The organism is Novosphingobium sp. NBM11, assembly GCF_015390225.1.
Lineage (GTDB): Bacteria > Pseudomonadota > Alphaproteobacteria > Sphingomonadales > Sphingomonadaceae > Novosphingobium.
In genome coordinates this window covers 583,109-608,531 of record NZ_VUOG01000003.1, presented here as the reverse complement: position 1 = coordinate 608,531, position 25,423 = coordinate 583,109, and the positions used below count along the sequence as shown (strand labels likewise).

Annotated in this window: 16 protein-coding genes; 6 read left to right on the top strand and 10 right to left on the bottom strand. The window is 65.6% G+C overall.

The features are described from left to right. Positions 1-8 precede the first annotated feature (8 nt). Positions 9-2,282, bottom strand: a complete 2,274-nt coding sequence (locus tag F1640_RS22950; protein ID WP_124810420.1) for a TonB-dependent receptor — start codon at positions 2,280-2,282, stop codon at positions 9-11. Positions 2,283-2,685: 403 nt separating this feature from the next. Then, positions 2,686-3,126, bottom strand: coding sequence for a RidA family protein (locus tag F1640_RS22945; RefSeq protein WP_124810421.1), 441 nt, complete (start codon positions 3,124-3,126; stop codon positions 2,686-2,688). Between the two features lie 356 nt (positions 3,127-3,482). Between F1640_RS22945 and F1640_RS22940 the strand changes: the two genes are divergently transcribed. Continuing rightward, entirely contained in the window at positions 3,483-8,369 is a 4,887-nt protein-coding gene (locus F1640_RS22940; protein ID WP_194921935.1) for an S-layer family protein, read from the top strand. Positions 8,370-8,371: 2 nt separating this feature from the next. Here the strand turns inward: F1640_RS22940 and F1640_RS22935 are convergent, their stop codons facing one another. Together F1640_RS22935 and F1640_RS22930 are read right to left on the bottom strand one after the other, a co-directional pair. Then, positions 8,372-9,343: a PHB depolymerase family esterase gene (locus tag F1640_RS22935; RefSeq protein WP_190287310.1), complete on the bottom strand. Its 972-nt coding sequence runs from the start codon at positions 9,341-9,343 to the stop codon at positions 8,372-8,374. Between the two features lie 89 nt (positions 9,344-9,432). Further along, positions 9,433-10,035, bottom strand: coding sequence for a TetR/AcrR family transcriptional regulator (locus F1640_RS22930; RefSeq protein ID WP_124810424.1), 603 nt, complete (start codon positions 10,033-10,035; stop codon positions 9,433-9,435). Positions 10,036-10,197: 162 nt separating this feature from the next. On the opposite strand from F1640_RS22930, the gene F1640_RS22925 reads away from it, so the two are divergent. The 5 genes from F1640_RS22925 to F1640_RS22905 all read left to right on the top strand — a co-directional run bounded on the left by F1640_RS22925 (position 10,198) and on the right by F1640_RS22905 (position 18,198). After that, on the top strand, positions 10,198-12,390 hold the full coding sequence (locus F1640_RS22925) for a TonB-dependent receptor (RefSeq protein WP_194921934.1): 2,193 nt from the start codon (positions 10,198-10,200) through the stop codon (positions 12,388-12,390). A gap of 35 nt (positions 12,391-12,425) precedes the next feature. Beyond that, positions 12,426-14,360: a PQQ-binding-like beta-propeller repeat protein gene (locus F1640_RS22920; protein WP_190287312.1), complete on the top strand. Its 1,935-nt coding sequence runs from the start codon at positions 12,426-12,428 to the stop codon at positions 14,358-14,360. Next, positions 14,357-15,184, top strand: coding sequence for a hypothetical protein (locus tag F1640_RS22915; RefSeq protein WP_124810427.1), 828 nt, complete (start codon positions 14,357-14,359; stop codon positions 15,182-15,184). The genes F1640_RS22920 and F1640_RS22915 overlap by 4 nt, the downstream gene beginning before the upstream one ends. Next, positions 15,181-16,755, top strand: a complete 1,575-nt coding sequence (locus tag F1640_RS22910) for a long-chain-fatty-acid--CoA ligase (RefSeq protein ID WP_124810428.1) — start codon at positions 15,181-15,183, stop codon at positions 16,753-16,755. Before F1640_RS22915 ends, F1640_RS22910 begins: the two co-directional genes overlap by 4 nt. A gap of 75 nt (positions 16,756-16,830) precedes the next feature. Then, positions 16,831-18,198 carry a DUF1254 domain-containing protein gene (locus tag F1640_RS22905; protein WP_190287313.1) on the top strand — a complete coding sequence of 456 codons (1,368 nt, stop codon included), beginning with the start codon at positions 16,831-16,833 and terminating at the stop codon, positions 18,196-18,198. A 3-nt stretch (positions 18,199-18,201) separates the two neighbouring features. Here the strand turns inward: F1640_RS22905 and F1640_RS22900 are convergent, their stop codons facing one another. The 6 genes from F1640_RS22900 to F1640_RS22875 form a co-directional block, all read right to left on the bottom strand. Further along, complete coding sequence (locus F1640_RS22900; RefSeq protein WP_124810430.1) at positions 18,202-19,500, bottom strand: hypothetical protein; 1,299 nt, start codon at positions 19,498-19,500, stop codon at positions 18,202-18,204. Positions 19,501-19,537: 37 nt separating this feature from the next. Then, a protein-coding gene (locus F1640_RS22895; protein ID WP_202804794.1) for an IS5 family transposase occupies positions 19,538-20,319 on the bottom strand; the annotation gives its coding sequence in 2 pieces (ribosomal slippage) (positions 19,538-19,995 and positions 19,995-20,319; 783 coding nt in all). Between the two features lie 373 nt (positions 20,320-20,692). Next, the gene (locus F1640_RS22890; protein WP_124808249.1) at positions 20,693-21,169 is read right to left on the bottom strand and encodes an Lrp/AsnC family transcriptional regulator; all 477 of its coding nucleotides are present in this window, start codon (positions 21,167-21,169) and stop codon (positions 20,693-20,695) included. Between the two features lie 66 nt (positions 21,170-21,235). Further along, a complete protein-coding gene (locus tag F1640_RS22885) occupies positions 21,236-22,369 on the bottom strand; it encodes a membrane dipeptidase (protein WP_309229353.1) in 1,134 nt (377 codons plus the stop codon). A gap of 13 nt (positions 22,370-22,382) precedes the next feature. Beyond that, positions 22,383-25,142, bottom strand: coding sequence for a M14 family zinc carboxypeptidase (locus F1640_RS22880; RefSeq protein ID WP_223806482.1), 2,760 nt, complete (start codon positions 25,140-25,142; stop codon positions 22,383-22,385). After that, positions 25,139-25,381 (bottom strand): hypothetical protein, encoded by a 243-nt coding sequence (locus tag F1640_RS22875; RefSeq protein ID WP_124808251.1) that lies wholly within the window; start codon positions 25,379-25,381, stop codon positions 25,139-25,141. Before F1640_RS22875 ends, F1640_RS22880 begins: the two co-directional genes overlap by 4 nt. Between the last annotated feature and the right edge of the window lie 42 nt (positions 25,382-25,423).

Below are 25,423 nucleotides of genomic sequence, written 5' to 3'. Positions count from 1 at the left end.
CCGGATCGTCAGAAATTGACGCCGAAACGCACGCCGCCATAGCGGCGATAGTCACGCGGCAGCACCGCCTGCGTCGCCAGCACCGTGCCGAAGTTGCTGGCCGTGTTCACCAGCGACCCGTAGTACTGCTTGTCGAACAGGTTGTTGATGAACCCGGTCAGTTCCCAGCGGCGATCCTCGGCGCGCAGGCCCAGCGCGATATTGACGATCGAATAGGCCGGCTGGAACGTCTGCGGGTCTTCCGCCACGAAGTAGAGGCTGCTCTGGTACTGCCAGTTGAGCTGGGCCACGCCGCGCAGGGTGTCGGTCAGCGCCGGGCTGTATTCCGTGCCGAGCGCGAACTTCCACTTCGGCGCCTGCACGGCGCGCGCGCCGGTCAGGTTCTGGTAGTTAGGCGAACCGCTGATGCAGCCCGTCGCGGCCGTCTGCAACGGATAGCACTGCGCGGTCGGGTACGAGAGGTACTTCGCGTCGAGATAGGCCAGCGACCAGTTGAGCGAGAGGTCGCCCGTCCGCGCCGAGGTATCGAGTTCGACGCCCTTGGTGCCCAGCTTGCCGACGTTGGTGAGGCGGAAGTTCTGCGTGCCGCCGATCGTCTCGATCGATTGCGCCTGCAGGTTCTTGTAGGTCGTGTCGAAGTAGGTGAGGTTCACCGTCACGTGCCGGTCGAGGAACTGCATGCGCGCGCCGACCTCGATATCGCGCGAGCGTTCGGGCAGCAGCGGGCCGGCGGCCGCACGCGCCGCATTGAAGCCGGTGGTGAGGTCGTAGGTCTGGCCCTTGTAACCGGTCGAATAGGTCGCGAACACCATCAGGTCGGGCGTGAATTCATAGCGCGCGCTGATCCGGTAGGTGCCGGCCGTCTTCGAGGCGCCGCCACTGAAGAACTGGCTGCCGGCCGCCGCCAGGTTGTCCTGGAAGGTGTAGGCGATCTTTTCGTTCTGCACGCGGCCGCCCGCCGTCAGCGTGGCCTTGGGCATGAATTCCCAGTCGGCCTGCACGAAGCCGGCAACCTGCCGCGACTTGGACGTGGCATACCAGTTGGCCGGCGAGAACGCGGGGCCGCGATAAAACGGCCGCTCGAACCGTACATCGGCATAGTAGGCGCCGACCGTGTAGCGGAACGGCTTGTCGCCGGGCGACAGCAGGCGGACTTCCTGCGTGAACAGCCGCGATTTGAACGCGCCGACCTGGATGTTGCTGCCGATCGGCAGCGTCGAGGAGGTATCGTCGTGATCAAGGTAATCGTTCAGGCGGAACTTGTCGTAGGACGTGATCGAGATCAGCGTCAGGTCGCCCAGCCCGAATTCGCCGCGCAGCGATCCGCCGCCGCCGTAATACTTGGTGCGGGAATCGTAGTTGTTGCTGATGTCCTGGTTTTCGGGGTTCACGTTCACGCCGGGCATCGTCACGCCCACGGTCTGGCCGGCGGTGTTGCGCAGCAGCGCGCCGGGCGCCATGCGGATGAACGGACGGCCGACGGTGGTGGTGCCGTTCACGTAGTTGCCCGACAGCGTGATCTTGACGTCGGAGCTGGGCTCGTAACGGATCTTGCCGCGCAGGTTCACCGTTTCGCGACCGTTCACGGTCTTGCCGTTGTACAGGTTGTGGACGTTGCCATCCCACTTCGAATAGCTGGCCGAGAGCACATAGCCGAGATCCTGGGCAAGCGGTCCGGAGATGCTCACGTTGCCGCCCACTTCGGAATCGGTGGTGGCCAGGATATTGGCGCGGGCGTGGAAGGTGTCGGTCGGCTCACGCGTGATGATGTTGATCAGACCCGCCGAGGCCGACTTGCCGTAAAGCGTGCTCTGCGGCCCGCGCAGCACTTCGATGCGTTCCACGTCGGGCAGATCGGTGAAGGCGCGGGCCTGAAAGGCCAGCGGCACTTCGTCGACGAGCACGGCCACACTCGGCTCCACGCCGATGCCGAAGGCGAAGGTGCCGACGCCGCGCAGCGAGACGTTGGCGTTGGCGGGGTGTTCGGCGGGGCGGATCGTCAGCGAGGGCGCGATCTTGCCCAGATCCTGGAACTGCGTGACGCCGGCGGCCTTGAGCTGGGTCGGCCCGACCACCGAAACGGCGAGAGGAACGCTCTGCACGTTTTCCGCGCGCTTCTGCGCGGTGACAATGATCTCGCCGGGTGCCGCGGAATCAGCCCCGGAATCGGACTTCGCAGATGCCTGATCCTGCGCCGCGTTCTGCGCAATGGCCGGCTGCGCCAACGCTGCCGTCGCGGCAGCCAGCGCACCGAGGCAAACGGAATTGCGGAAACAGGTCATCTCCATTCTCCCTGGAAGTAGAAGCACGGGTTCTTCGCCCGTGAAGCATCGGCCTCCTATCAAATGGCCTTACCAGATACAAGCCGTTCTTCGCAGATTTTGACAACTTTGGTCATTCCTCCTTACAGGGAATTGGCCGCACAACCCGTCATGGCATTGATATAGCGATATATTTATGGATCATAGCCGCTATCGCAACGCCCGGAAAACGAAGCCTCGGACGGCCGAAGGCTCACCGTGGCGCGGCAAAAAATCCGCCACCCGCCGCTCGTTGGCTGGGCCAGAGCAATAACCTTCCCGGGAAATGCCAAATTGGCCTGTCCAATAATTCCGGTGACGCGCAGGACGCACCGCATGGCTTGCGGCAACGCGGAAAGTGCGGCCAGGACGGATTCGGAGCGGGTTACTTCCGGGGCAACGTGGCCCAGCATTCGACCTCGGTCACCGCGCCCATCGCGAGACCGTTCACGCCCAATGCGCTTCGCGCGGGCAAACGACCGGGTTTGAAGTAGGACACGTAGATGCGGTTGAACGCGCTCCACTGGCTCATGTCGGCAAGATAGACCGTGCACTTGAACACGTCGTCGGTGTTCAATCCCTCCCGCGCGAGCGTGGCGACGATGTTGTCCATCGTCTGGCGCACCTGCGCGTCGAAACCTTGCACCAGCTTCCCGTCCGGCCCCGTTCCGATCTCGCCCGAGAGATACAGAATTCCATCGACCGCCACCGCCTTGGAAAACGGAAAGCCTACAGCCGCCGGCACATGGCGGGCGGGCGCGGCATCGGCGGTGGCCATCGGCGCGAGCAGGCTCAACCCTATCGCGTGCATTGTGAAACGGCGCATCGCAGCTTCCTTGTTTTCGCGGGCCAAGGGATTCCCGCACGGCGGAAGCGCACCCTATCCGCACGCTCCGGTCGCCGCCAGCGCTGATCGCGGGGCCTTGGAGCACCTCGTCAAGCGCACGGCCGGACGCGCGTGCAATGCGGCGGCGGCTTCCGACGGCGGAATGGGAAAGTCCCGATTTCCCAGTTCGGCACGGGTGCTGGACAATGGAATACGACCAACACTTATCCCTCGCGGAAATCCCTAAGTGTTTTCCTTTATACGTCCGTAATTTTGATGGATATTTTACCATCGTAGATAGCCGTTGCTTTCAAAACGCCACTTAAACTGGCGCGTCGATCAGGAAAGGGCGGCGAATGACGTTTTCGAGAAAGGCTGAATCCTTTGGACTGGCGCTGCTCTTTTCCAGCGCCATTATTCCGCCTCATGCCGCGATCGCGCAGACCGCGGGCAGCCTCGACCTCTTCGCCGATGGCACCTTGAACGGGTGGACGACGGCCGGCGGCGCGTCTGTCACCGCCACCACGGTAACGCTGAATCTGGGCGTCTCCCCTTTCACGCTGACGCCGGCTCCGGGTGAGTCCATGGCCGTGATCCAGCCTCAACTCAGCCTCACGACGATCGACTCCATCGACGCCGCGCTGGGGCTCAGTGCGGGTACGATGCTGTCGGCCACCGGTACCGGTAATGTCACGATTAATGGCGTGGGCGCCAACCTTACGACAACGAACTTCGGCTACATCTCCAAGCAGCTGACCCTGTCGCAGGGCTCCTACACGTTCTATTGGGCCTATGCCGCGCAAGACTACCTTCCCTATACGGATGGCGTCTTCTTTTCGATCGCGGGCAACGGCCTCAACACGGTCGACCTGCTGGCCCGCAACGGCGCTGCGGGGATCACGGCGGGGTCCACCGGCTACCCCGCGCAGACCGTCATCCTGCAAAGCTATGGCAGCACGTCATTCATTGCCCAGACCTTCACGATCGACAACAGCGGCACGTATCAACTGGGGTTCGGTGATTTCAACGCGATCGATAACGCGCTTGACCCCATCCTATTCGTCGCTTCGAAGCTGGGGACGACCACGGGCACGGTCGTGATCACCAACCCGCCCGCGCCCCCCGCCATTCCCGACATCGACACGGCGGTCAGCTATTACAGTTCCACCGATCTGGCCGCCAATGCCGTCAACCCCGTGTTCGCGGGCGGAACGCTCAAGATCGTCGCTGGCGGAACGATCGGCAACAATTTCACCGTGCAATCACTGGGCGGCGCGATCGATACCGACGGCAACGCCATCGCCCTGACCGGAACGCTGAGCGGTTCGGGATCGCTGGTGAAGCGGGGCGCCGGCACGCTGCAGCTGATGGCCAACAACAGTGGCTTCTCGGGCGATCTCTATGTCAATGGCGGCACACTGGAACTGGGTGATACCGGTGCCGCAGGGACGGGCACGATCCATGCCGTGAACCCGACCATCGCCTTTGCCGCAGACGGCACCTATGCCAACAACGTTTCGCTCGAGGTGGCCTCGCCCGCCAGCGCCAACGGGACCGTCTTCCGGAACACGTCCGGGCACGTGGTGACTCTTTCAGGCGCGATCACCACGGGAACGGGCAACAACATCAACGGCGATGCTGTTGCCATCGATCAGCAGGTGACGTTCTCGGGCGGGCCTTTCGCGCTGACCAATGCCGGCAACAACTGGACCGGCGATACGACCATCGACAGCGATGCCGCACTCGCCCTTTCCGGCGGGGCGTCGATCACGAATTCCGCGCGCCTCGTGAACAACGGTATTTTCGACATTGCCGGAGCAGGCGGCGTGGCATCGGTTGCCTCTCTGGCAGGCAGTGGCGTCGTCACGCTGGGCGACAATACGCTGACAATCACCCACGCCAACGATACGTTCGCTGGCACGATCGCCGGAGCCGGGGGGCTGGTGCTGGGAGCGGGAACGCAAACGCTGTCGGGCACCAACAGCTACACCGGGGGCACAGTCGTGAGCGACGCCACGCTCGCGCTGGCGGGCGACGGCACGCTGGGTGACACGAGCGGCACCACCACCGTCATCGGCGGTGGCTCGCTTGACCTCGGCGGCACCAGCCAGGTCCAGAACGGCGGCGTCACGCTCGCCGGCGGGGAGATCCAGAACGGCGTCCTTTCCTCGTCGGGCACTTTTGCGCTCCAAGGGGGCGCGGTGAGCGCCGCGCTGGCCGGCACCGGTGGCGTTCATCAGTCCGGCGGCACCACCACGCTTTCCGGCGCGAACAGCTACACCGGCGGCACCGTCGTCAGCGGTGGCACGCTGGCCCTGGTGGGCAACGGCACGCTCGGCGATACGAGCGGCAGCAGCACCATCAACGCCGACGGCACGCTTGACCTTGGCGCTACCAGCCAGACCCAGGACGGCAGCGTCACGCTGGCCGGCGGCACGATTGAGAACGGCACCCTCACCTCCTCCGGCAGCTTCACGCTGCACGGCGGCACGGTCAATGCCGCGTTGGCCGGCACCGGCGGAGTCAACCAGTCCAGCGGCACAACCACTCTGTCCAGTGCCAACAGCTACACCGGCGGTACCGTCGTCAGCGGCGGCACGCTGGCGCTGACGGGCGATGGCACGCTGGGTGACACGAGCGGCTCCACCACCGTCAACGCCGACGGCACGCTTGACCTCGGTGGCACCAGCCAGACCCAGAACGGCGGCGTCACCCTTGCTGGCGGGACTATCCAGAACGGCGTGCTGTCCTCCTCGGGCACCTTCGCCCTGCAGGGCGGCACGATCCGCGCGCAGCTGGCCGGCACCGGCGGCGTCGACCAGTCCAGCGGCACGACCACGCTCTCGGGCACCAACAGCTACACCGGCGGTACCGTCGTCAGCGACGGCACGCTGGCGCTGACGGGCGATGGCACGCTGGGTGACACGAGCGGCTCCACCACCGTCAACGCCAATGGCACGCTCGACCTCGGTGGCACCAGCCAGACCGAGGACGGCGGCATCACCCTTGCCGGCGGGACGATCCAGAACGGCGTGCTGTCCTCCTCGGGCACCTTCGCCCTGCAGGGCGGCACGGTCAGCGCCACGCTGACCGGCACCGGCTGCGTCAGCCAGTCCAGCGGCACGACCACGCTCTCGGGCACCAACAGCTACACCGGCGGCACCGTCGTCGATGGCGGCACGCTGGCGCTGACGGGTTCCGGGGCGGTGGTTTCTTCCTCTCTGACGGTCGACGGCACGTTCGATATTTCGGGCATCGCGGATCAGGGGACCAGCGTAGTCGATCTCGATGGGTCGGGCTCGGTCGTGCTGGGAAGCAAGGCGCTGACCGTCTCGGCCGGAACCGGCACCTTTTCGGGCATCCTCTCCGGAGCGGGACAGTTCGGCCTGAGCGGCGGCACGCTGACGCTCACCGGCGCCAACAGCTACAGCGGCGGCACCACGATCGCCGGCGGGACGCTGAAGGGCACAAGCACTTCGCTGCAAGGGGCGATCCTGAACGACAGCGCGCTTGAATTTATCCAGGCGACCGATGGCACTTATGCCGGATCGATCACCGGAACCGGCACCCTTGCCAAATCGGGCAGCGGTGCGCTCACCCTCACCGGAAGCAGCGCGATTGGTGGCGCCACCACCGTTTCCGCCGGGCGGCTTGCGGTCAATGGCACTTTGGCGACGGGCGGGCTGACCGTGGCCAATGGCGCCGTGCTGAGCGGTTCGGGCACGATCACCATGGCCAGCGACGGCATTCTCGCAGTCTCCAGCGGCGCCACGCTGGCGCCGGGCAATTCCCCGGGCACCTTGATGGTGAACGGATCCGTCTCGCTGGCGTCGGGATCCACCATGGCCGTCGACATCGACGGGGCGACCTGGTCCGCCGGCGGTGGCGCGGGCAGTTACGACCGGCTAGTGGTCAATGGCACCGTGACGCTGGGCGGCACGATTGTCCCCACACTGCGCGGCATCACCGGTGCTGCCACCAACAGCTACACGCCGGCGCTGGGCAGCCGCTACACCGTTGTATCGGCAACGGCGGTGCGGGGTACATTCGAATCCATCGTGCAGCCTGCCAGCGGCCTGGCGGCCAACACCCGCTTCGATGCGCTCTACACCGATACCACCGCGCAATTGGTCGTAACACCGGTGAGCTTCGGCTCGCTGGGCGCGACCAGCGGATGGAACAGCAATACGCGGGCCACGGCCACCGCGCTGGACAGCCTCCGCGGCAATGCCGCGAACGGCGGCCTGTTCAACAGTCTCTATGGGCTTGATGCGGCCGGTTATGAACGGGCCTTCTCGCAGATCAGCGGCCAGATCTATGCCGATGCGCTGCAGGGCTATGCCAGCGCGGCGAATACCGCCCTGGGCACGGTGCGCGATCAACTGAATCAGGGGGGCTACGTCGGAGCGCGCGGCGAGCAGGGCGTCCAGCTGTGGACGCGCTACATCAACAGCCACGAGGCGCCGGGCGACAGCGCGCGGGGCAACGGCAATTCGGCAACGACGCGCGGCTTCATCGCCGGGGCCACTCTGGTCGACACGCCGCGCCTGCGCTTTGGCGTGGCGGGCGGCTACACCCATACCCGGATCAACACCGGACTCGGGGCGGAAGCCAGCGGCGCGGGAGCGGTCGGTTACCTCTACGGCCGCTATGCGCCAGCGGCTTTCGTCGATCTCTCCGCGATTGGCGGGTTTGCTTCCGGCACGATGAACGCCAGCCGGACCATCGCCACCGCCCGCGATACCGTGCGGGCCAGCGGAAACGCGCGTGTCTCCGTGGCGCAACTGGCGGTCGATGCACGGCTGCGGGCGGTGCAGGCCGGCGGATTTGCGGCCTATGCGCTGGCCGGGGTGCAGCTTGGCAATGCGTCCTCCGGGCAGGTCAGCGAAACCGCATCGAACAGCGCTTTCGCCCTGACCCTGCCCCACAGCGGCTGGAACACGCTGGACAGCCGCGTCGGCGGCCAGTTGGTGCAGACGTTCGCGTCCGCCAGGCTATCCGCCTATGGAACCTTGCTGACCCAGCTTGGCGATGCGCCAACGGCCTCGCGCACGGCGGTCCTCAACGGTGCGGCATGGACGGTGCAGAGCACCGGTCTGGCAAAGAGCGGCATGGCCTATGGCGCCGCCGTCAGCGCAAATCTGGCGCGCAACCTTTCGGTCCAGGCCAGCTACGATGGCGTGGACCGGGGCAAGAGCTATCGCAATCACCGGATGTCGGCGGGCGTCAGCTTTGCGTTCTGACCCTAGCGCCGGTGGGCCTTGAAGAAATCCCAGATCACCTCGGTGGCATTGATCTGCGTATAAGGATCGTTCCCAAGCATCCCCCGGCTGCGGGTATCGCCCGGCCAGCCATGACCGGCGCTTGCCAGGCTGTAGAACAGGACTTCCGATCCACCCGAGCATCCTGAGGATCGCGCGCTGGTCACATCCCCGCCCGTGGTGACGGCCGGCGCGGCGCGGCAGCCATCCGCGTCCCGCCAGAACGCAACGGCGCGCTCCACCGGCAGGAACGGCGCGGATTGGGCACGCGCGACGAAACTGGTCGGGCTCATGCCCCCGTCATAGCCAACAACATTGTCCTTCCTGCCGTGCATGATCAGCATCGGAACCGGGGCGGCGGCCGGCTTTTCATCGCCAAACATCGCCCCGGAAACAACGGCGGCGGCGGCAATCCGGTCTCCGTGCGTGATCGCGAAGCGGTGGGTCAGCATCCCGCCGTTGGAAAAACCGGCCACGTAGATCCGCCGCGTGTCGATACCGCCCTTGCGCGTGATGTCATCGACCACGGCATTGACGAAGGCCACGTCATCCAGCCCGCTGGTCATGGCCTCGCCACAGCAGCCACCGGCATTCCAGGTTCCCATGCCCTGCATACGGCCCACACCATCGGGCGCCGCGACGACCAGCCCCTCGGACCGCGCCTTGTCGGCCCAACGTGGCAGCATCGTACCGCCATTGCCGCCGCCGCCGTGCAGTACGATCACGAGCGGAGCGGGCGTGCCGCCCTTGTGCGCATCGAGCAGCGCATAGCTCCGTTCCCGCCCCGCGAACATCAGCGTCTGGCGCGTGGCGCCATCGACATCCGCAGAGGCTTGCTGTCGCGCCGCGCGCAATTCGCGCAGACGTTCGCCAAAGCCGGGGCGTTGCGCAGCGGCGGCGCCGGAAAACAGCGCCATAACCAGCATTCCGCCCGCGATCATCCGATAGCCCGCCATTCGCGTTCTCCTCTCTCCACCAAGCATGTAACTCACGAGTTACACACCTATCCCGCAGAGTTCAAGGCGGAGCGCCGTGGGGCCGGCAATCAGGGCGCGAGGCCTCGCCAGTAATAGACCGTGGCCCGGACCGAAGACGTGATCCAGGCGAGGAACTGCTCATCCCGGGCCGGATCGCCGTTCTCCATCCAGCGCACATAGGCGTCGAGCAGGAAGGCGGTGACGGATTCGGCCAGGATGCGCACATCGCCCGGCGTGTCGCTGCTTTCCGGCCCCAGGATCGCGGCCTGACGCTCTTCCACACGTCCCACCAGCGCCTGCGTGAGCCGGTCGAAATGAATCCCGAATTCCGGATCGTGCGAGGCGTGCCGCACCAGCAGGCACATCGCGGCGGCATGTGAGCGGGCGACCGCCAGCGTCCGGTGCAATCGCTTGGTCCACCAGTCGACGTCCACGTCGTCGGCGCGCAACAGCGCATCCACGACATCGGACAGCACTTCATGCACCAGCCGGTCCTTCGATTCGAAGTAGCGATAGAGCACGACCTTCGAGACACCCGCGCCCTGCGCCACCTGATCCATGGTCGTCTGGCGCAGGCCCCGTTCGTTCAGCACCGTCGCCGCCGCGAGCAGCAGCGTCTCCCGCCTGCGGGCACGATGCGCGTCCAGCATTTCCGAATAGCTCTGCGTCATCGCGCCACGTTCTCCCGCCGCCGGCCGGATTGCAACCGGGCATCTCCCCTTCCGTCCCGGCGGCGCAAAGCGCAAGCCTATTTACTCACCCGGAACTAGATGTTACTCATGAGTTACAGAGGTGGCGTCAGGATGAATCGCCACCCGTTTCGAGAGAAGGGGATGGAGATGAAAGGTATGGAGCGGCAGGCGCGTGCGTTGAGGGCGGGAAGCGCGCTGGCCATTCTGGCGACCGCGCTGATCGGCGCACCGGCTCATGCCGAGGATGCGCCGCAGGACGGTTCCGGCGAAATCTTCGTGGTTGCCCGCAAGCGGGCCGAAACGATCGAATCCGTGCCGGTCTCCGTCGGCGTCCTGTCGGACAGCGATCTCAGCCGCCTCGCGATCAAGGACGTTGCCGACTATACGCGACAGACCCCGGGCGCGATCCTGATCGGTTCCGGCCCCGAATATCTCAACGACATTGCCTTGCGCGGCCAGGGCGGCGGACGGCTGGGCTTCTCGGAATCGAGCACCGGCATCTATCGCGACGGCATCTTCGTGGCCGGCGGCGGTTTCGGTGGTCGCAGCTATAGCCGCATCGATTTTCACGACGTCGAACGGGTCGAGGTTTACCGGGGACCGCAGGGCGCGCTTTACGGACGCAACGCGGTGGGCGGGGCGGTCAATGTCATCAGCCGCAAGCCCGTGCTCGATACCGAGGTGCGCGGCAAGGTCGGGTACGATTCGGTCAACGAACTGGACACGTCGTTGACCGTGAACGTGCCGATCGGCGGGACCGCCGCGGTTCGCGTGGGCGGTTACTACGTCAACCAGACCGGCGGGTTCTACAAGGACCAGGTGAGCGGCAAGACCATAGACACGTCACGCGACTGGGGCATTCGCGGCGCGATCGGCGTGGGCATCAAGACTGACAGCACCGCCACGTTGATGGTCGAACATTCCCGCTCAGAAGCGCCGGGGTTCACGGCGCTGGGGCAGAACCAGGTGCTCGATCCCGATCCCTTCGTGCGCACCGGGCTCGACGCGGTGGACCGCGTGACGATCAACCAGACGCAGATGATCGGCGAATTCACGCATGATTTCGGGACGAGCGAACTGACGCTGCTGGCGAATTACAAGGGACGCGATGGCGCCCGATCGGGCGCGGATTTCGACCACTACCTCGGCATCCGGCTGCCCACGGCGCAGTTGTACGACGCGCAGGGAGAGGACTTCAAGCGCTACGGCACCGAAGCGCGCTGGGGATCGACCGGAAAGACGGGCTTCACCTGGCTCGGCGGCGTGGATTTCCTGACCTACACGTCGAACGTCTATTCGCTGCGCACCGGCACGGTCACCGGCAGCAACGCCACCGCGATCTCGCTCAAGCGCCAGCTTCGCCGGCAGGAATCCCAGGAAACGCTGGATTCGTATTCGGCCTATGGGCAATTGGGCTTCGATCTGACGAGCCAGTTGAAACTCTCGGTCGAAGCGCGTTTCCAGATCGACCGGAAGAACTTCCGGTTCCGCCAGATCGATCTCGATCCGACGACCAACGAAACCATTCCGCTCACCACCTTCCGGCGGACATGGCACCGGTTCCTGCCCACCGCGTCCCTGACCTACACGGTCAATCCCGATCTCACGTTCTATGGCCGGGTCGCGACAGGCTACCGGCCGGGCGGTTTCAACCAGAGCCCAGCGCAGGGCTTCTTCGACCGCGTTCCCTACAATCCCGAAGACATCACATCGGGCGAAATCGGCGTGAAAGGCCGCTTCCGGATCGGCAGCGCGGTCTTCCGGAGCCAGCTGGCGCTGTACTACAGCGTGACCCGCAACGTGCAGCAGACCACCACGCTGTCCGCTACCAACCCCGCCTTCACGCTGGAGAACGTCGGCACCGACGACATCTTCGGCGGCGAGTTCGAACTGAGCGGCACCATTCCGCTGGCGGGCGGACAGCTCTTGACCAGCCTGAATGTCTCGGGCGAGCGCGGTCGCTGGCACGACGGGGCCTCGATCATCAACGCGGGCGCGCTCATCGACCTTGCGGGCAAAACCACGCCCCGCACCCGCGACTACATTATCAACCTCAACGCGATGTACGATCATCCGATCGGCGGCGGCATGGACGCGATGTTCACGGCCAGCTACCAGACCGCCGCCGGCGGGTTCGACGATGCCTCGCTGGCCCGACCCAGCCAGAACTACTCGATGGTGGATCTTTCGGCCGGCATCAGGACGCCCCACTGGACGCTGATGGGGTATGTGAAGAACCTCACCAACGATTTCTACCGGATCGTGTCGGTGGGCGGGAATTCCTACTACAACACGCCGCGCACCTATGGCGCGACGCTTTCGTTCAACTGGTGAGCCGCGCCGTGGCCGGTTTCGACAGGCGGACGACCATGAAGGGGGCGGGCGCCGTTGCGGCGCTCGCTCTCGCTCCCGGCCTCGCCGCGCGTGGCCATCCAACGCGCAACGCCGCCGAATGGCCGGTCTATGGCGCGACCAACGCGGCGACGAAGTATTCGCCGCTCGACCAGATCGACGCCTCGAACGTCGCCACGCTGGAAGTGGCGTGGGAATGGACATCGCCGGACGCCGCCATCCTGGAGGCGCACCCCGAATTGCAGCCCGGCGAATTCCAGGCAACGCCGATCATGGTCGATGGCCGCCTGTTCACCTCCACGGCGATGAGTCAGGTGGCGGCGATCGATCCCGCTTCGGGACGAACGCTGTGGGTTTACGACCCCGGCACCTGGCGGCACGGCTATCCCACCAGCAAGGGTTTCCAGCATCGTGGCGTGGCCTTCTGGCGCGCGGGGAAAGATGCGCGCGTCCTCATCGCCACGGGCGACAACCGCCTGATCGCGCTCGACGCAGCCAGCGGAACGCCTGTTGCGGGGTTCGGGGCAAAAGGGGAAGTCGACCTGCTCCGTACCTCGGGAGAGCCGGTTCCCGACACCCCCGCCCGATTGATCGGCGCGACCTCGCCGCCGGTGATCTGCCGCGACACCGTGATCGTGGGCCAGTACATCAACGACGTGCCGAGCCGTCCGGTGATGCCCGTGGGCGTCATCCAGGGTTTCGACGTGCGCTCCGGGCGCCACAAATGGACGTTCCGGATGATTCCCCGCGCCGGTGAAGCGGGCGCCGAAACATGGCGCGAAGGCTCCGCCCAACGTACCGGCAACGCCAATGCCTGGGCACCGATGAGCGCGGACGACGATCTCGGCCTCGTCTATGTCCCCGGCACCTGCCCGACCAACAACTTCTTCGGCGGCGACCGGCCGGGCGACAACCTGTTCGGCAACGCGCTGGTGGCCCTCGACGTCGAAACGGGCTTGCGCCGCTGGCACTACCAGCTCGTCCACCACGACATCTGGGACTACGACATTCCCTGCGCCGGCAATCTCATCGACATCATGGTCGACGGGAAGCGCATCCCCGCCATCGCGCAAGTCACCAAGCAAGGCTTCTGCTTCGTGTTCGATCGCCGCGACGGCAAGCCGGTCTGGCCGATCGAGGAACGGCCGGTACCGCAATCGACCATCGCGGGCGAACGCACTGCCGCGACGCAGCCCTTCCCCACCAAGCCGCCACCGTTCGACCGACAGGGCATCGGCGAAGACGACCTGATCGATTTCACCCCGGCCCTGCGTGACGAGGCCAGGACCATTCTGGCGAAGTATACCGCCGGGCCACTGTTCACGCCGCTGGGTACGCAGCCGACCATCGTGCTACCGAGCTGGGTGGGCGGAGCGAACTGGTGGGGCGCCGCCGCCGATCCGGAAGCCGGGATGCTCTATGTCCCGTCGCTGACCGCGCCGGTGTCCATGGCGCTGGACGGGGAAGGCAAGCGCACCGACGCGGCCGACGGCGACAGCGAGATCGCCGGCCGCGCCAGCGTCGTGCGCGGACCGGGCGGCCTGCCGCTGCTCAAGCCGCCTTATGGCCGCATCACCGCGATCGATCTCAATCGGGGCGTGATCGCGTGGACCCGCGCCAATGCGCCGGGCGCGCGCGACCTGCCGATGTTCCGGCCCTACAATCCCGGCTGGATCGGCACGACCAGCCGCACCGGTCCGCTGCTGACGCAGACGCTACTGTTCCTGGGGGAAGGGCCGCACAGCCCGGCGCAGTCACGCAAGATGCTGTGCGCCTACGACAAGGCGACAGGGGCGCTCCGGGCGGAGATCCCACTGCCCGATCACACGCTGGGGCCGCCAATGACCTACATGGCCGGCGGCCGGCAATTCATCGTTTGCGGCATGGGCTTCCGCAAGGCGCCGCACAGGCTGGTCGCGCTGGCCCTACCCTCAACCAGGAAGGAACCATGATGGCCGCCCACCTTTCCCGTCGCCAAGCCATGGCCGGTGGCGCCGCGGTGCTGGCCGCGCTGGCTGTGCCGCAACCCGCCCTGGCGACCGGCGCGATCAAGCACTACATCCTGATCGAGCTACTGCCAGGGGCCGATCAACTGGCGCTGGACCGCTGGTACATGACCTTTCACGCACCCCAGGTGCGGCGGGCCTATCAGGCCTGGCAGCGCGATTACCTCTCGTTTCGCGCCTATCTGCCGCCGGAAGAAGCCGTGCATCGGTTCCATGTCGCGTTCGGGCGCATGACCGAGATCTACTTCGACAGCATCGACGATTTTCGCGAGAGCCGCCGGAATGGTCTCTATGGCGGCGATCTTGCGTCGTTCACCCCACCGCCCGGCGGATGGGCCGGCAACCGGCTGTTCCGCAGCACCACCGCGACGATCCCGGTCAATCCGGACATGCTTTACCTCTCGAAACCCACCCCGCCCCGGGACATGCCCTACCTGCGCTGGATCGTGTTCCTGCGCTATCCGGCCACCATGCCGGCCGCGGACGCGGATGCATGGTTCGACAAGGTTGCCGCGCCGGAAATCGCGGCGCGGCCGGGGCTGCGGCGGTTTGGTCTCTACCGCGCGGTCAGCGAACGCTCCGAATATCCCCGCGTGATGGAACTGTGGTTCGACAGCTATGCCGACTGGCGTGCGGCGTTCCTCGATCCCGAACCCCGGTTCACGCCACCGCCATGGGGCGGCGCGTTCCCTTTCGCCGATACGCTTTCCATGTTCGTCGGGGAGAATCCCGACATCGATTTCATTCATGACGATCGGGTGGTGCCTTGAATACCTCTGCTACCGATACTGTTTCCCGCGAGAGCGAAAGCCACCTTCTCGATGATCTGCTGCGCCGGATCGCGGCCCGGCATCCGCACGCGCCGGCGCTTGGAGAACGCGATACGGCGATCGATTTCGCCACGCTCGACGGGCGGGTCCACCGGGTCGCCAACGGTCTCGTCGCCTCCGGCAGCGCGGGCGATCGGATCGCCATCGTCGGACGTAATTCCGCGGAGCAAGTCGAACTGCTGCTGGGCATCGCGCGCGCGGGGCAAGTGGCCCTGCCCGTCAACTGGCGCCTCGCCGCGCCGGAAATCCGGTATATCCTCAGCCATTCCCGCGCGACGCGCGTCTTCGTGGACCGGGAGTTCGCGGGCATCGTGGCGCAGGCGATGGAGGGAAGGCCGGTGCCGCTGATCGTGCTCGACGAGGCAGGGGCGAAGGGTTTCGCGGCTTGGCGTGACCGCCAGCCGGACACGCCGGTCGAGCGCTCGGGAAGCGCCAAAGACGTGGTGCTCCAGATGTACACCAGCGGCACCACCGGACTGCCCAAGGGCGTGATGCTCACCAACGCGAGCGTCATGGCCTCGATCGCCCTGTTCAGCCGCCCGCCGCTCGATCTCGACACGTCCGACGTGATCTATGCCCCCGCTCCGATGTTCCACATCACCGGGATCGGCCCGGTGCTGCGGTCGGTCCAGTCGGGTGCGCGGCTGGTGCTGGCCAGCCAGTTCGTGCCGGACGAGGCGGTGCGTGTGATCGCGCGCGAAGGCGTCACCTATACCACGCTCGCCCCCGCGATGATCCAGGCCTGCCTTGCCGCGCCATCGTTCCGCGACGCCGCGCCCACCGCGTTGCGCATGATCGTCTATGGCGGCTCACCCATTGCCGAATCCGTCCTGCGCGAAGCGCGCGAGCGGATGGGATGCGCATTCGCGCAGTGCTACGGCCTGACGGAAACCACCGGCCCGGTCACGCTGCTGACGCCGGAGGACCATGCGCCGGGCGCGCAGCGGCTGCTGTCGTGCGGGCGCGCGGCAGACGGAATCGAAATCGCAGTGATCGACGCGGACGGCGCACCGCTCCCTGCTGGGGAAACAGGAGAGATCGTGGTGCGCGGGGACATCGTCATGTCGGGCTACGCCGATGACCCCGAGGCCACCAAGCAGACAATCCGCGCGGGATGGCTGAAAACGGGCGACGCCGGTTATCTGGACGACGAAGGCTATCTCTTCATCCGTGATCGCGTGAAGGACATGATCGTTTCCGGCGGCGAAAACGTCTATCCGGTGGAAGTCGAGAACACGCTGCTCGATCATCCCGCCATCGCGGACGCGGCCGTCATCGGCGTGCCCGATCCGCGCTGGGGTGAGGCCGTGCTGGCGATGATCGTGCCCGCCTTCGGACATGCCCTGACCACGGACGAGGTTACCACCTTCTGCCGCGACCGGATCGCCGGATACAAGTGTCCGCGCGAATTCCGTTTCATCGACATGGTGCCACGCAACGCCGCCGGCAAGATTTTGCGTCGCGAGTTGCGCGCGCCCTTCTGGGAAGGCCGGGAACGGCAGGTAGGATGAAAGACGGCGATGACGTCCGTCAAAACTCCCCGCTTGAAGCGGCGGGCACACGGTAATCGGGAAAGGATACAGGCCATGACTTCAGACGGTGCTTCACGTTCCCTGCCGCTTACCCGCCGCGCCTTGCTGGGCACGGCGGGCGCTTTGTCGTTCGGCGCGGCGCTGCCGGCACGCCTGCTTGCGGCCGACGATCCCGATGCCGGCATTCGCGCCGCGTTCTATTATGCCTTCACGCTCTACGAGTTCGCGCGCAACGAACAGGCGCTGGCCCGGTGCGTCGGCGCGCCCGGCACGCTCAACACCATCGTCCGGCGGTCGCAGCTGTCCGACTGGCGTTCCCGCAACGTGACCGCGCCCAACAACGACACGATCTATTCGTCCTGCCTGCTCGACCTGTCGGGTGGTCCGATGGAACTGGCCGCGCCCACGGTGCGCGATCGCTATCTGTCCATCGCCTTCATGAACGCGTTTACCGACAACTTCGCCTATGTCGGCACGCGCGCGACCAACGGGAACGGCGGCCGCTTCTGGATCGCGGGACCGGAATGGCGGGGGACCGCTCCCGACGGGGTGCCGGTGTTCCGGTCGAGCACGAACGATGTCTGGATGCTCGCGCGCATTCTTGTCGACGGGCCTGGCGATCTTCCCGCCGCAGAGGCCGTGCAGCAACAGATCACCATATCCGCCCCGGCAGGTCGCCAACCGCCGCGTGGCTTTACGGTCGCGGCCCAGCCGCAAGCGACCGATGCCGCCAATTTCCTTGCCGTCGTCAACGAGCTGATCCGCCGTTCGCCGGGACGCAAGGGGGAACTCGCGCGCTCCGGGCAGTTCGCCGCCTTTGGCATCGGCACCGACAAACAACCCTCCCCTGCCCTGCTCGCCGCTTGGACGCGCTTCCTGCCGATGGGGATCAAGGACCTGCGCGAAGGCTTCCTTTTCCGTGATCTTGTCGTCAACGGATGGAGCTACCAGCCCCGCGGCGTCGGGAATTTCGGCAGCAACGACCGTCTTCGTTCGCTTGTGGCGCTGGGCGGGATCGCGGCGCTGGGCGAACAGGAAGCCATGTACTTTCATGCCAACTTCGATGCGCACGGCGCACGTCTGTCGGGCCAGAACGCCTATCGCTGGAAAGTGCCGCCCGGCGGCGTTCCGGCCAAGGCGTTCTGGTCGCTGACGATGTACGACGCGCAGCCGGACGGCCGCTACTACCTGGTGGAGAATCCGATAGGGCGCTATTCGATCGGCGATCGCACGCCCGATCTCGTGCGCGAACCGGACGGCAGCACGGTGATCTGCATCCAGCGCGAACGCCCCGAGGGTCGCCTAGCCGCGAACTGGCTGCCGGCCCCCGCTGGCCCCATGCGGCTTGCGCTGCGCGCCTATCTGCCGAAAGACGAGCTGATCGAGCGCAAATGGCGAGTGCCGCCGCTCGAACAAGTCTGATCGTCAGGCCGTCGCGCCGAGAATCAACGCCTTGCAGGCCGCGATCACCGGCGCAACGAAATCGGGCGACACGCAACGCGCATCGTCGCCTTCGACGTGATGGTAACGGTGCGCGCCGAAGATACCGGCCACGCGCCGGTGCCCCGCCGCAAGGATCGTCGAAAGTTCGCCGGCCGCACCGGCACTGGCCGGATACGCCATTTCAAGGCCGGGCAGCCCCGCGAACACCCGTTTCGCCAAGGGCAGGAGGTCGGCGCCAACCGCCAGGAATCGCTGCGGATCCGCGCTCGGCAGCGGCAGAAGCCGCCCTGCGCCCGGTTCATGCCAGTCACGCGCGGCGACGTTGGCGCCAAGATGCAGCCACAGCGCCGTGCGTTCCGGCAACGGCGCAAGCGCGTCGAGCGCATGTTCCGATCCGAGGTTTTCGTACTCGTGCCCGCTGTTGCACAGGAACAGGAGATCGTGCCGGGGGAGAGCCGCGCCAGCCCAGCGCGCCAGCGCCAGCCACGTAACGAGGCCGGGACCACGTTCGCCGGCGCAGATCGTCCAGCCTGAACGCGGTGTGGACACGACCAGCGTTCCCGCACCGCCGCGCCGCCATCGGCCGGCGATATTGAACGCCTCCCGGCGACCGGCATCCCCCTCGAGGAAAAGCGTGGCGGCCTCCCCTGCCTGCGCCAGCGCGCGGAACGGAGCAGCCGCCCTGGGCGCAAGGATGGCGGCAGGGACATCGACCATGGCCTTGTTCCCGTCCGCATTGAGCGCGATGGCCTCTCCGGTGGGGCCATTGGTCACCAGCAGGACCGCGGCGGCACCGGCTGCGGCGACCGCGCGCACCGTCTCCGCGACCGGCCGCGCCAGCGCGCTCGACCAGCGCGCGTAGGGCAGTTCAACCATGACGAGCGCACCGGACAGGCCCGATGCCGGCACCAATCCGGGCTCCACGCGCACCAGCTTTCCGGTCAGCCCGGACCCGCCCGTCGGCATGACGATAGCAAGTGGCAGCACCGCCGCCCGCGCCGCGCCGCTCACCAGTTCCGTGCGGCGCGGGGAGAAGAACGGTACGCTGAACGCCTGCCGTTCGGTCTGCGCGCCGGCCTGTTTCAATTGCTGTTCGATCCACGCGCCGCAGGCGGTATCGCCGGGGCCGCCCGACGCCTTGTTGCCGAAGCCGACGTAGCGGTCGAGGTCCGCTGCGATGGCATCCCGGGTCGGTCCGGCCGGACGTGCCTGGACAGCAAAGGGCAGGGCCGGCGTGAGCGCCATGGCCTTGATGACGGACCTGCGGGTGGAGCGTGTCATGGTGCGGGTGCAGAGCCTGATCGTTCGAGCCGGAAGCCTAGGCGGCGTGGACAAATTTGAGCCAGTATCTGGCGGTGGCGAGATGGACCATGCCGAGGAAGCTGTTGGCAAGCTGGTCGTAGCGGGTGGCGATGGCGCGGTTGATTTTGAGATGGCCGAACATGCGCTCGATGCGGTTGCGCTGCTTGTAGAGCGTTCGATCATGCTCGATCTTGACGCGGCGGTTTGACCGGCCGGGGATGACGGCAGCAATCTTCCGCTCGGCAAGATCCGCACGAATGGCATCAGCGTCATACCCCTTGTCCGCCAACAAAGCGTCGGGCGTGCACTCGGGCAGATCGATCAAAGCATCATACGCCTTGCAGTCCGCTGCCTCGCCACCTGTTAGGTGGAAGGCAACTGGTCGTCCGAGGGCATCAGCCAAGCAGTGAAGCTTACTGGTGAACCCGCCCCGCGAGCGGCCAAGAGCGCGTCGATGAGTCCCCCTTTTCCGCCCGCTGCCGAAACGTGGGCGCGGACTGTTGTGCTATCGATGCTGTAGTGGCCGCTGTCAGCCATGATTTCGGCGAGCGTAACCGCAACGGTCTCCCAAACACCAGCCTCACTCCAGCGTCGAAACCGCCGATAGATCGTGTTCCAACTGCCGTATTTCGGTGGTACATCGCGCCACGGTGCGCCGCAACGGAGCCGCCAGAGTATGCCGTTGACGACAGAACGGTTCTGCTCCGGCCGCCTGCCTCGACCGCGATTTTCAGGCTCGATTGGCAACAAGCCCTTCAAAATTCGCCATTCTGCTTCGGTGAGATCGCCCCGGCTCAAATCTGCCTCCAAAAAGCAGGCTTGAATCAACGACTGGCCATCGCGTCAATCGCGTTCCCAAACACCATGCAGAAATCGGTGTTTTTACGGCCACCTCGCGATAGATTACGCCGCATGAGGAAAGTGACCCGACGGGATTGGCTTGCGCTATCTGCTCCGGCCGTTGTCAGTATTCTGGTGGCCTATTTTCATGGTCATCAGAAGGGATGGGGTGCTGGTATAGCTACCGGAGCAATCATGTTTTCGTTCGCCGTTTGGATATGGCGGCGACAAATCATCAAATATCCCGAAGACACTTGGAAAGCTCGCCTCTAGGCAATTTGTCCACGCCGCCTAGGGTCAGGACCGGATACTGGCGCGGCTAGCGCGAAACTCAGCAGAAATCGAGCGGCAGGGCGGTCGTTTTCTTAAGCTGCTTCATCACGATGAACGTGCGGACGTTATCGATCTCCTCCCCGATCAGCAGCTTCGCGGAAAGGAACTCGCTGTAGCTTTCCAGATCGTGGGTATAGATCCGCAGCATGAAGTCCATCTCCCCCGTGGTGTAATCGCACGAGATCACTTCGGGCAGCGCTTCGATCCGCGCGCGGAACAGGCGCTCGGCCTCGCCGGTCTGCGAGCGCAGCTTCACCGCGATATAGGCGGAAATGCCCAGATTGAGCTTTGCCGGATCGAGGATCGCGGCGGTGCGTTCGATAAAGCCCTGTTCGCGCAGACGATGCAACCGCCGCGAACATTGCGAGGGCGAGAGGTGGACGAGCGTGCTCAGTTCGCCCGGCCCCAGATCGCCTCGAATCTGGATGTGCTGCAGGATCTTGCGATCGAACCTGTCCAGCCGTTCCTGCGCCATCCTATACTCCTGCCTGCCGCCTCCCGCGCCCGGAGCGCGGCTCTCTCCCGGATCACCAACGGCTTGTCAGCCGGGCCAGACTTCGCGGAACAATCGATCGAAATTGCCGCCGATGACCTTTTCGACCACCCGATCCGGATAGCCGGCCGCGTTGAGATCGGCGGCGATCATCTCCAGCCGGCGCGGGGCGTTGAGATCGGGCACGGTCACCGGGCTGTCCGCCTCGCCCGGCGCACCGATACCGGCCTTCTGCCGCGCCTCGGCCGTCTGGCGCACGATGTCCATGTAGGCCGGCGAAATGTCCACGGGGGTGATGCTCTGGTCGCTGCCGATCCCGACATGATCCTCGCCGCAGGTATCCAGCGCGTGGCGCAAATGCCGGCGAAACAGCGCGCGCGAGGCCGCCACCGGATCGCGGCCGAGGAACGGCATCAGGTAGAGGCCCACCACGCCACCCCGGTCGGCAACCGTGCGGAACGCCGTGTCGGGCAGGTTGCGCTGGCTGTCGAACACCGCGCGGGCGCCAGTGTGCGAGATCGTGATCGGCCGGGTGGAGGCTTGCGCCGCCTGAATCGCGGTGGAGGGATTGGCGTGCCCCACATCGACAAGCACGCCCAGGCCGTTCATGCGCGCCACCGCCTCGCGCCCCAGATCGGTCAGTCCCTCGCTTTCGGGAAGCGAACTGCCCGCGCCCAGCGCGTTGCGATCGTTGTAGGTCAGTTGCATGATCTTCACCGACATGGCCGCAAAGGCATCGATCAGGCCAAGATCGGTGCCGATCATGCCCATGCCCTGAAACCCGAAGATCACGCCCAGCTTCCCCTCGCGCTTGGCCCGCGCGATATCGGCATGGTGGCGCACCAGTGTCAGGTAATCCGGATGACGCGCGATCTGGTCCAGCCAGAAGCCGATCTCCTTGACCGTCTCCGCCAGGCTGCCCGGCTTGCCCACGGTCAGGTTGATCGCGGTCATGCCGGAAGCGCGGACGTTCTCCAGTTGCGCGGGCGTGAGCGGCCCCGGCTTGGGATAGGGCACGTTCCAGGTATTCGGCGAGGCCAGCGCGTCGATGACGATGGCGCGGCGGTAAAGCGCGCCGATCGCGGGTGGAACGCCGTTCGCCGCAGGCGCGGCGCTCGCCGTTCCGCCAGCGCCCGCGGCCAGCGTCGCCAGCATGCCCAGCGAAAAGGCGCGACGATCCACCCCCGGCATTCCCTTACTGCCCTTCCGGGACCGGCGGCGGCGCGGGCGGCGCCTCGTCGGTCAATCCCAGCTGCTTCCAGTTGATCAGCGCGTTGTACAGCATCCGGAATTCGCCCAGGTTCTGCCAGCGCCAGATCGGATTGGTGGCGAACATCAGCACGCGGCCCGAACCATCGGGCACGTTGATGATCGCCGGACGGTCCTTCACCTGGTCCGATCCGCGCATGAACCCGCTCTGCACGCCGTCCTTGCCGCCGGGAAATTCCATCAGGATCTGTCCCTTGAGCCTGTCCGGCACGGTGAACAGCGTGCTGGTCGCCCAGCGGACCGGCATCTTCTGGTCCTTGATGTCGGCATCGTAGCCATAGAAGATCGGGCTGGCGGGCTTGGTGACCCTGGCCGTCACCACGGGGCCGGGCGCGTAGAAATTGCCGCCGGCCTTGGTTTCGGACAAATCGTCCACCAGCCCGAAATCGATCGGCACTGCGCTGGCATCGCCGGTTGTGATCAGCGTTCCGCCCTGCTCGACGAACTTCTGCAGTTCGGCCAGGCCTTCCAGCCCCATGCCGCCGCGCACGTCTTCCGACGATCCGTAATCGCCCGAGAAGCGATAGCGGTCGGTCTTGGTGTAGGGCAGCGGCTTGCCCTTCATCGGAATGTCGAAAACGATGTCCTTCACCGACCGGCCCTGCATCGGCAGAATGATGACGTCGTAACTGGCGCGCAGGTTGCCCTTGCGGACCTGCTCCTTGTAGATCAGGTCATAGGACACGGCGTGCCGATCCATCGCATAGCGCAGCCAGCCGACCTTCTCGCTCGACCCCCAGGTGCTGAACACCGCCGTGCGCGGCAGGACGGTGTCATGCGCGGGGGCGTTCGGCTGCCCCGAAAGCCCGATGGCCTCCAGCCCCAGTTCCTCGACCGCCGGCTTGAGCGCCGCATAGGCGCCGCCATCGACCAGGAAGGAGCCCGCCGGAATGGTCTTGCCGCCGGACTGGAACGCCTTTTCGACGACCTTCACCGGCGTGTCCTTCAGCCGGTAGCGCAGCGTGGCCATGTTGACCGAGCCTTGATCGAGCACGGCGTAGGTCCGCGCGCCGCCGCCACTGATCCGCCCGGTAACGGTGAACTGCGCCAGCGGTGTGACCGGCACGGAGAGCGCGGCCTTGTCCGCCACCTCCACGATCCGGGTGTGCGTCATCAGCCCCATGGTCCAGGCCGCGTCGTCGTAGGTCGTCAGGTTCTCGTCCGGATAATCGTTCTGCAGCTTCAGCAGCATCTTGGCGAGCCGGCCGTAGGGCTGGTTGAGCTTGATGATGAGCGAACCGGCCGGGAACGTGCCTTCCTTGACCGTCACAGCCTGGTTGGCGCGCCCGATCTCTATCCCCTGCAACTGGAGAATGTCCGTCACGAACTTGATGCGCGAAGGGTCGGCGTGATCGGCGGGAATGACATAGGCGTAGGGCGCCTTGTCCGCTCCTGCCTGGATCGCGTTGCTGCTTTTCTTGTAGAAGTTCTCGAGGATGACCTGCGGGAACCGCGCGGCCAGGTCGAGCGCGGTCAGGATGCCGGTTTCCATGTAGTTGGTGTTGTTGCGCATCGACCACATCACCTCCTTGTAGGGAGGCAGCGGCCGGAACCAGTCGCGCTTGGTCCAGTCCCCGCCGCGCACGCCCGTCTGCACTTCGGGGGCGACATGGCGGTACATCGTGGTCGCGCCGGCGTTGCCGAAGGTTTCGTACATGCGCAGCATGCCGTTGTGGTTCGACGACATGAAGGCGAGGTAGCCCGGCGTCCAGGCATCGACAAAGCCGTGCGTCCACACGCCGGGCATGCCGTACTTGGTCATCTGCGCCATTTCGAAATTCGAGAACCACGGCAGTTCGCCGAACAGGATCGGATCGAGATCGGGGTTCTGCGGCGCCTGCCCGGAATAGGTGTACATGAAAGGCACCGATTCATGCAGTTCGTGCATGATCGGCGGATGCCAATCGAGGTAGTACTTCATCAGGTGACGCGCGCTGACGTCCGAGAAATTGATGTCGCGGTTGTTGTCGTGGTAGATGTACTTGCCCCAATAGGGCGGACCACCGGGCTTGTTGCGATCGTCCTTCTCGTCGATCAGGTTGCGATAATACCAGTCGACGTAGCGATCGCGCCCGTCCGCTTCCAGCACGGGCGTGATCGCTACGACCAGATTGTCACGAATGCCCTTCATCATCGCGCTGTCTTCGGTGAGCAGACGATAGGCCAGTTCCATCAGCATTTCCGGCGGACCGGTCTCTGCGCTGTGGAGGCCGCCGGAGATGTGATAGACGGGCTTGGTCGCGGCGATGACCGCCGGCGCGTCGGCGGCCGGCAGCTTGCGCGGATCGGCCAGCAGCGCCAGGTTCTTCTTGTAGATATCGAGGCTGGCGATGTTGTCGGGGGCAGAGATCATGACCACGATGTTCTCGCGGCCTTCCTCGGTCTTGCCGATCTCGATGATCTTCACGCGGTCCGGCGCGGCTTCCGCCAGCTTGCGATAATAGGCGATGATCTGCTCGTAGTAGTGCAGCGTATCGGGCGCGCCGATATTCTTGCCGAGCACCTGCTTGGGCGAAGGGATCGTCTGCGAGACCGGCAGGTGATCGACCAGCGGGCTCATGAACTCGGGCTTGGTGGTCCACCGTTTCACGTCGGCGGCGTAGTCCGGGTCCATCTGCTGCGCCATGGCGGTACCGCTCAGCAGCATGGCCATGGCCATGCCGGCAACAATCGTTCTGTTCTTCACACGTGCTCCCCGAAAATGACGATTACCCGACGCGCCGGCCAGGCATGCTGAAACGCCTCACGCCGCAGGCGCGAGGAAGAGAGGCTGGACAGTCCCTTTGAAAGGCGGCCAACCTTATCGGCGACCGGAATCGACACAACGCCTTTTCTTGCGCCGTGCGCGCGGATTGGCGAAGGATCATGCACGAGCGAAGCATTGTGCAGGCCGAAAATTCCACATTCGATGCGTTCCTCCGCCATCTTCCCCAATTCCGCAACCGGCGTGCGGCGCGATCGCGCTTC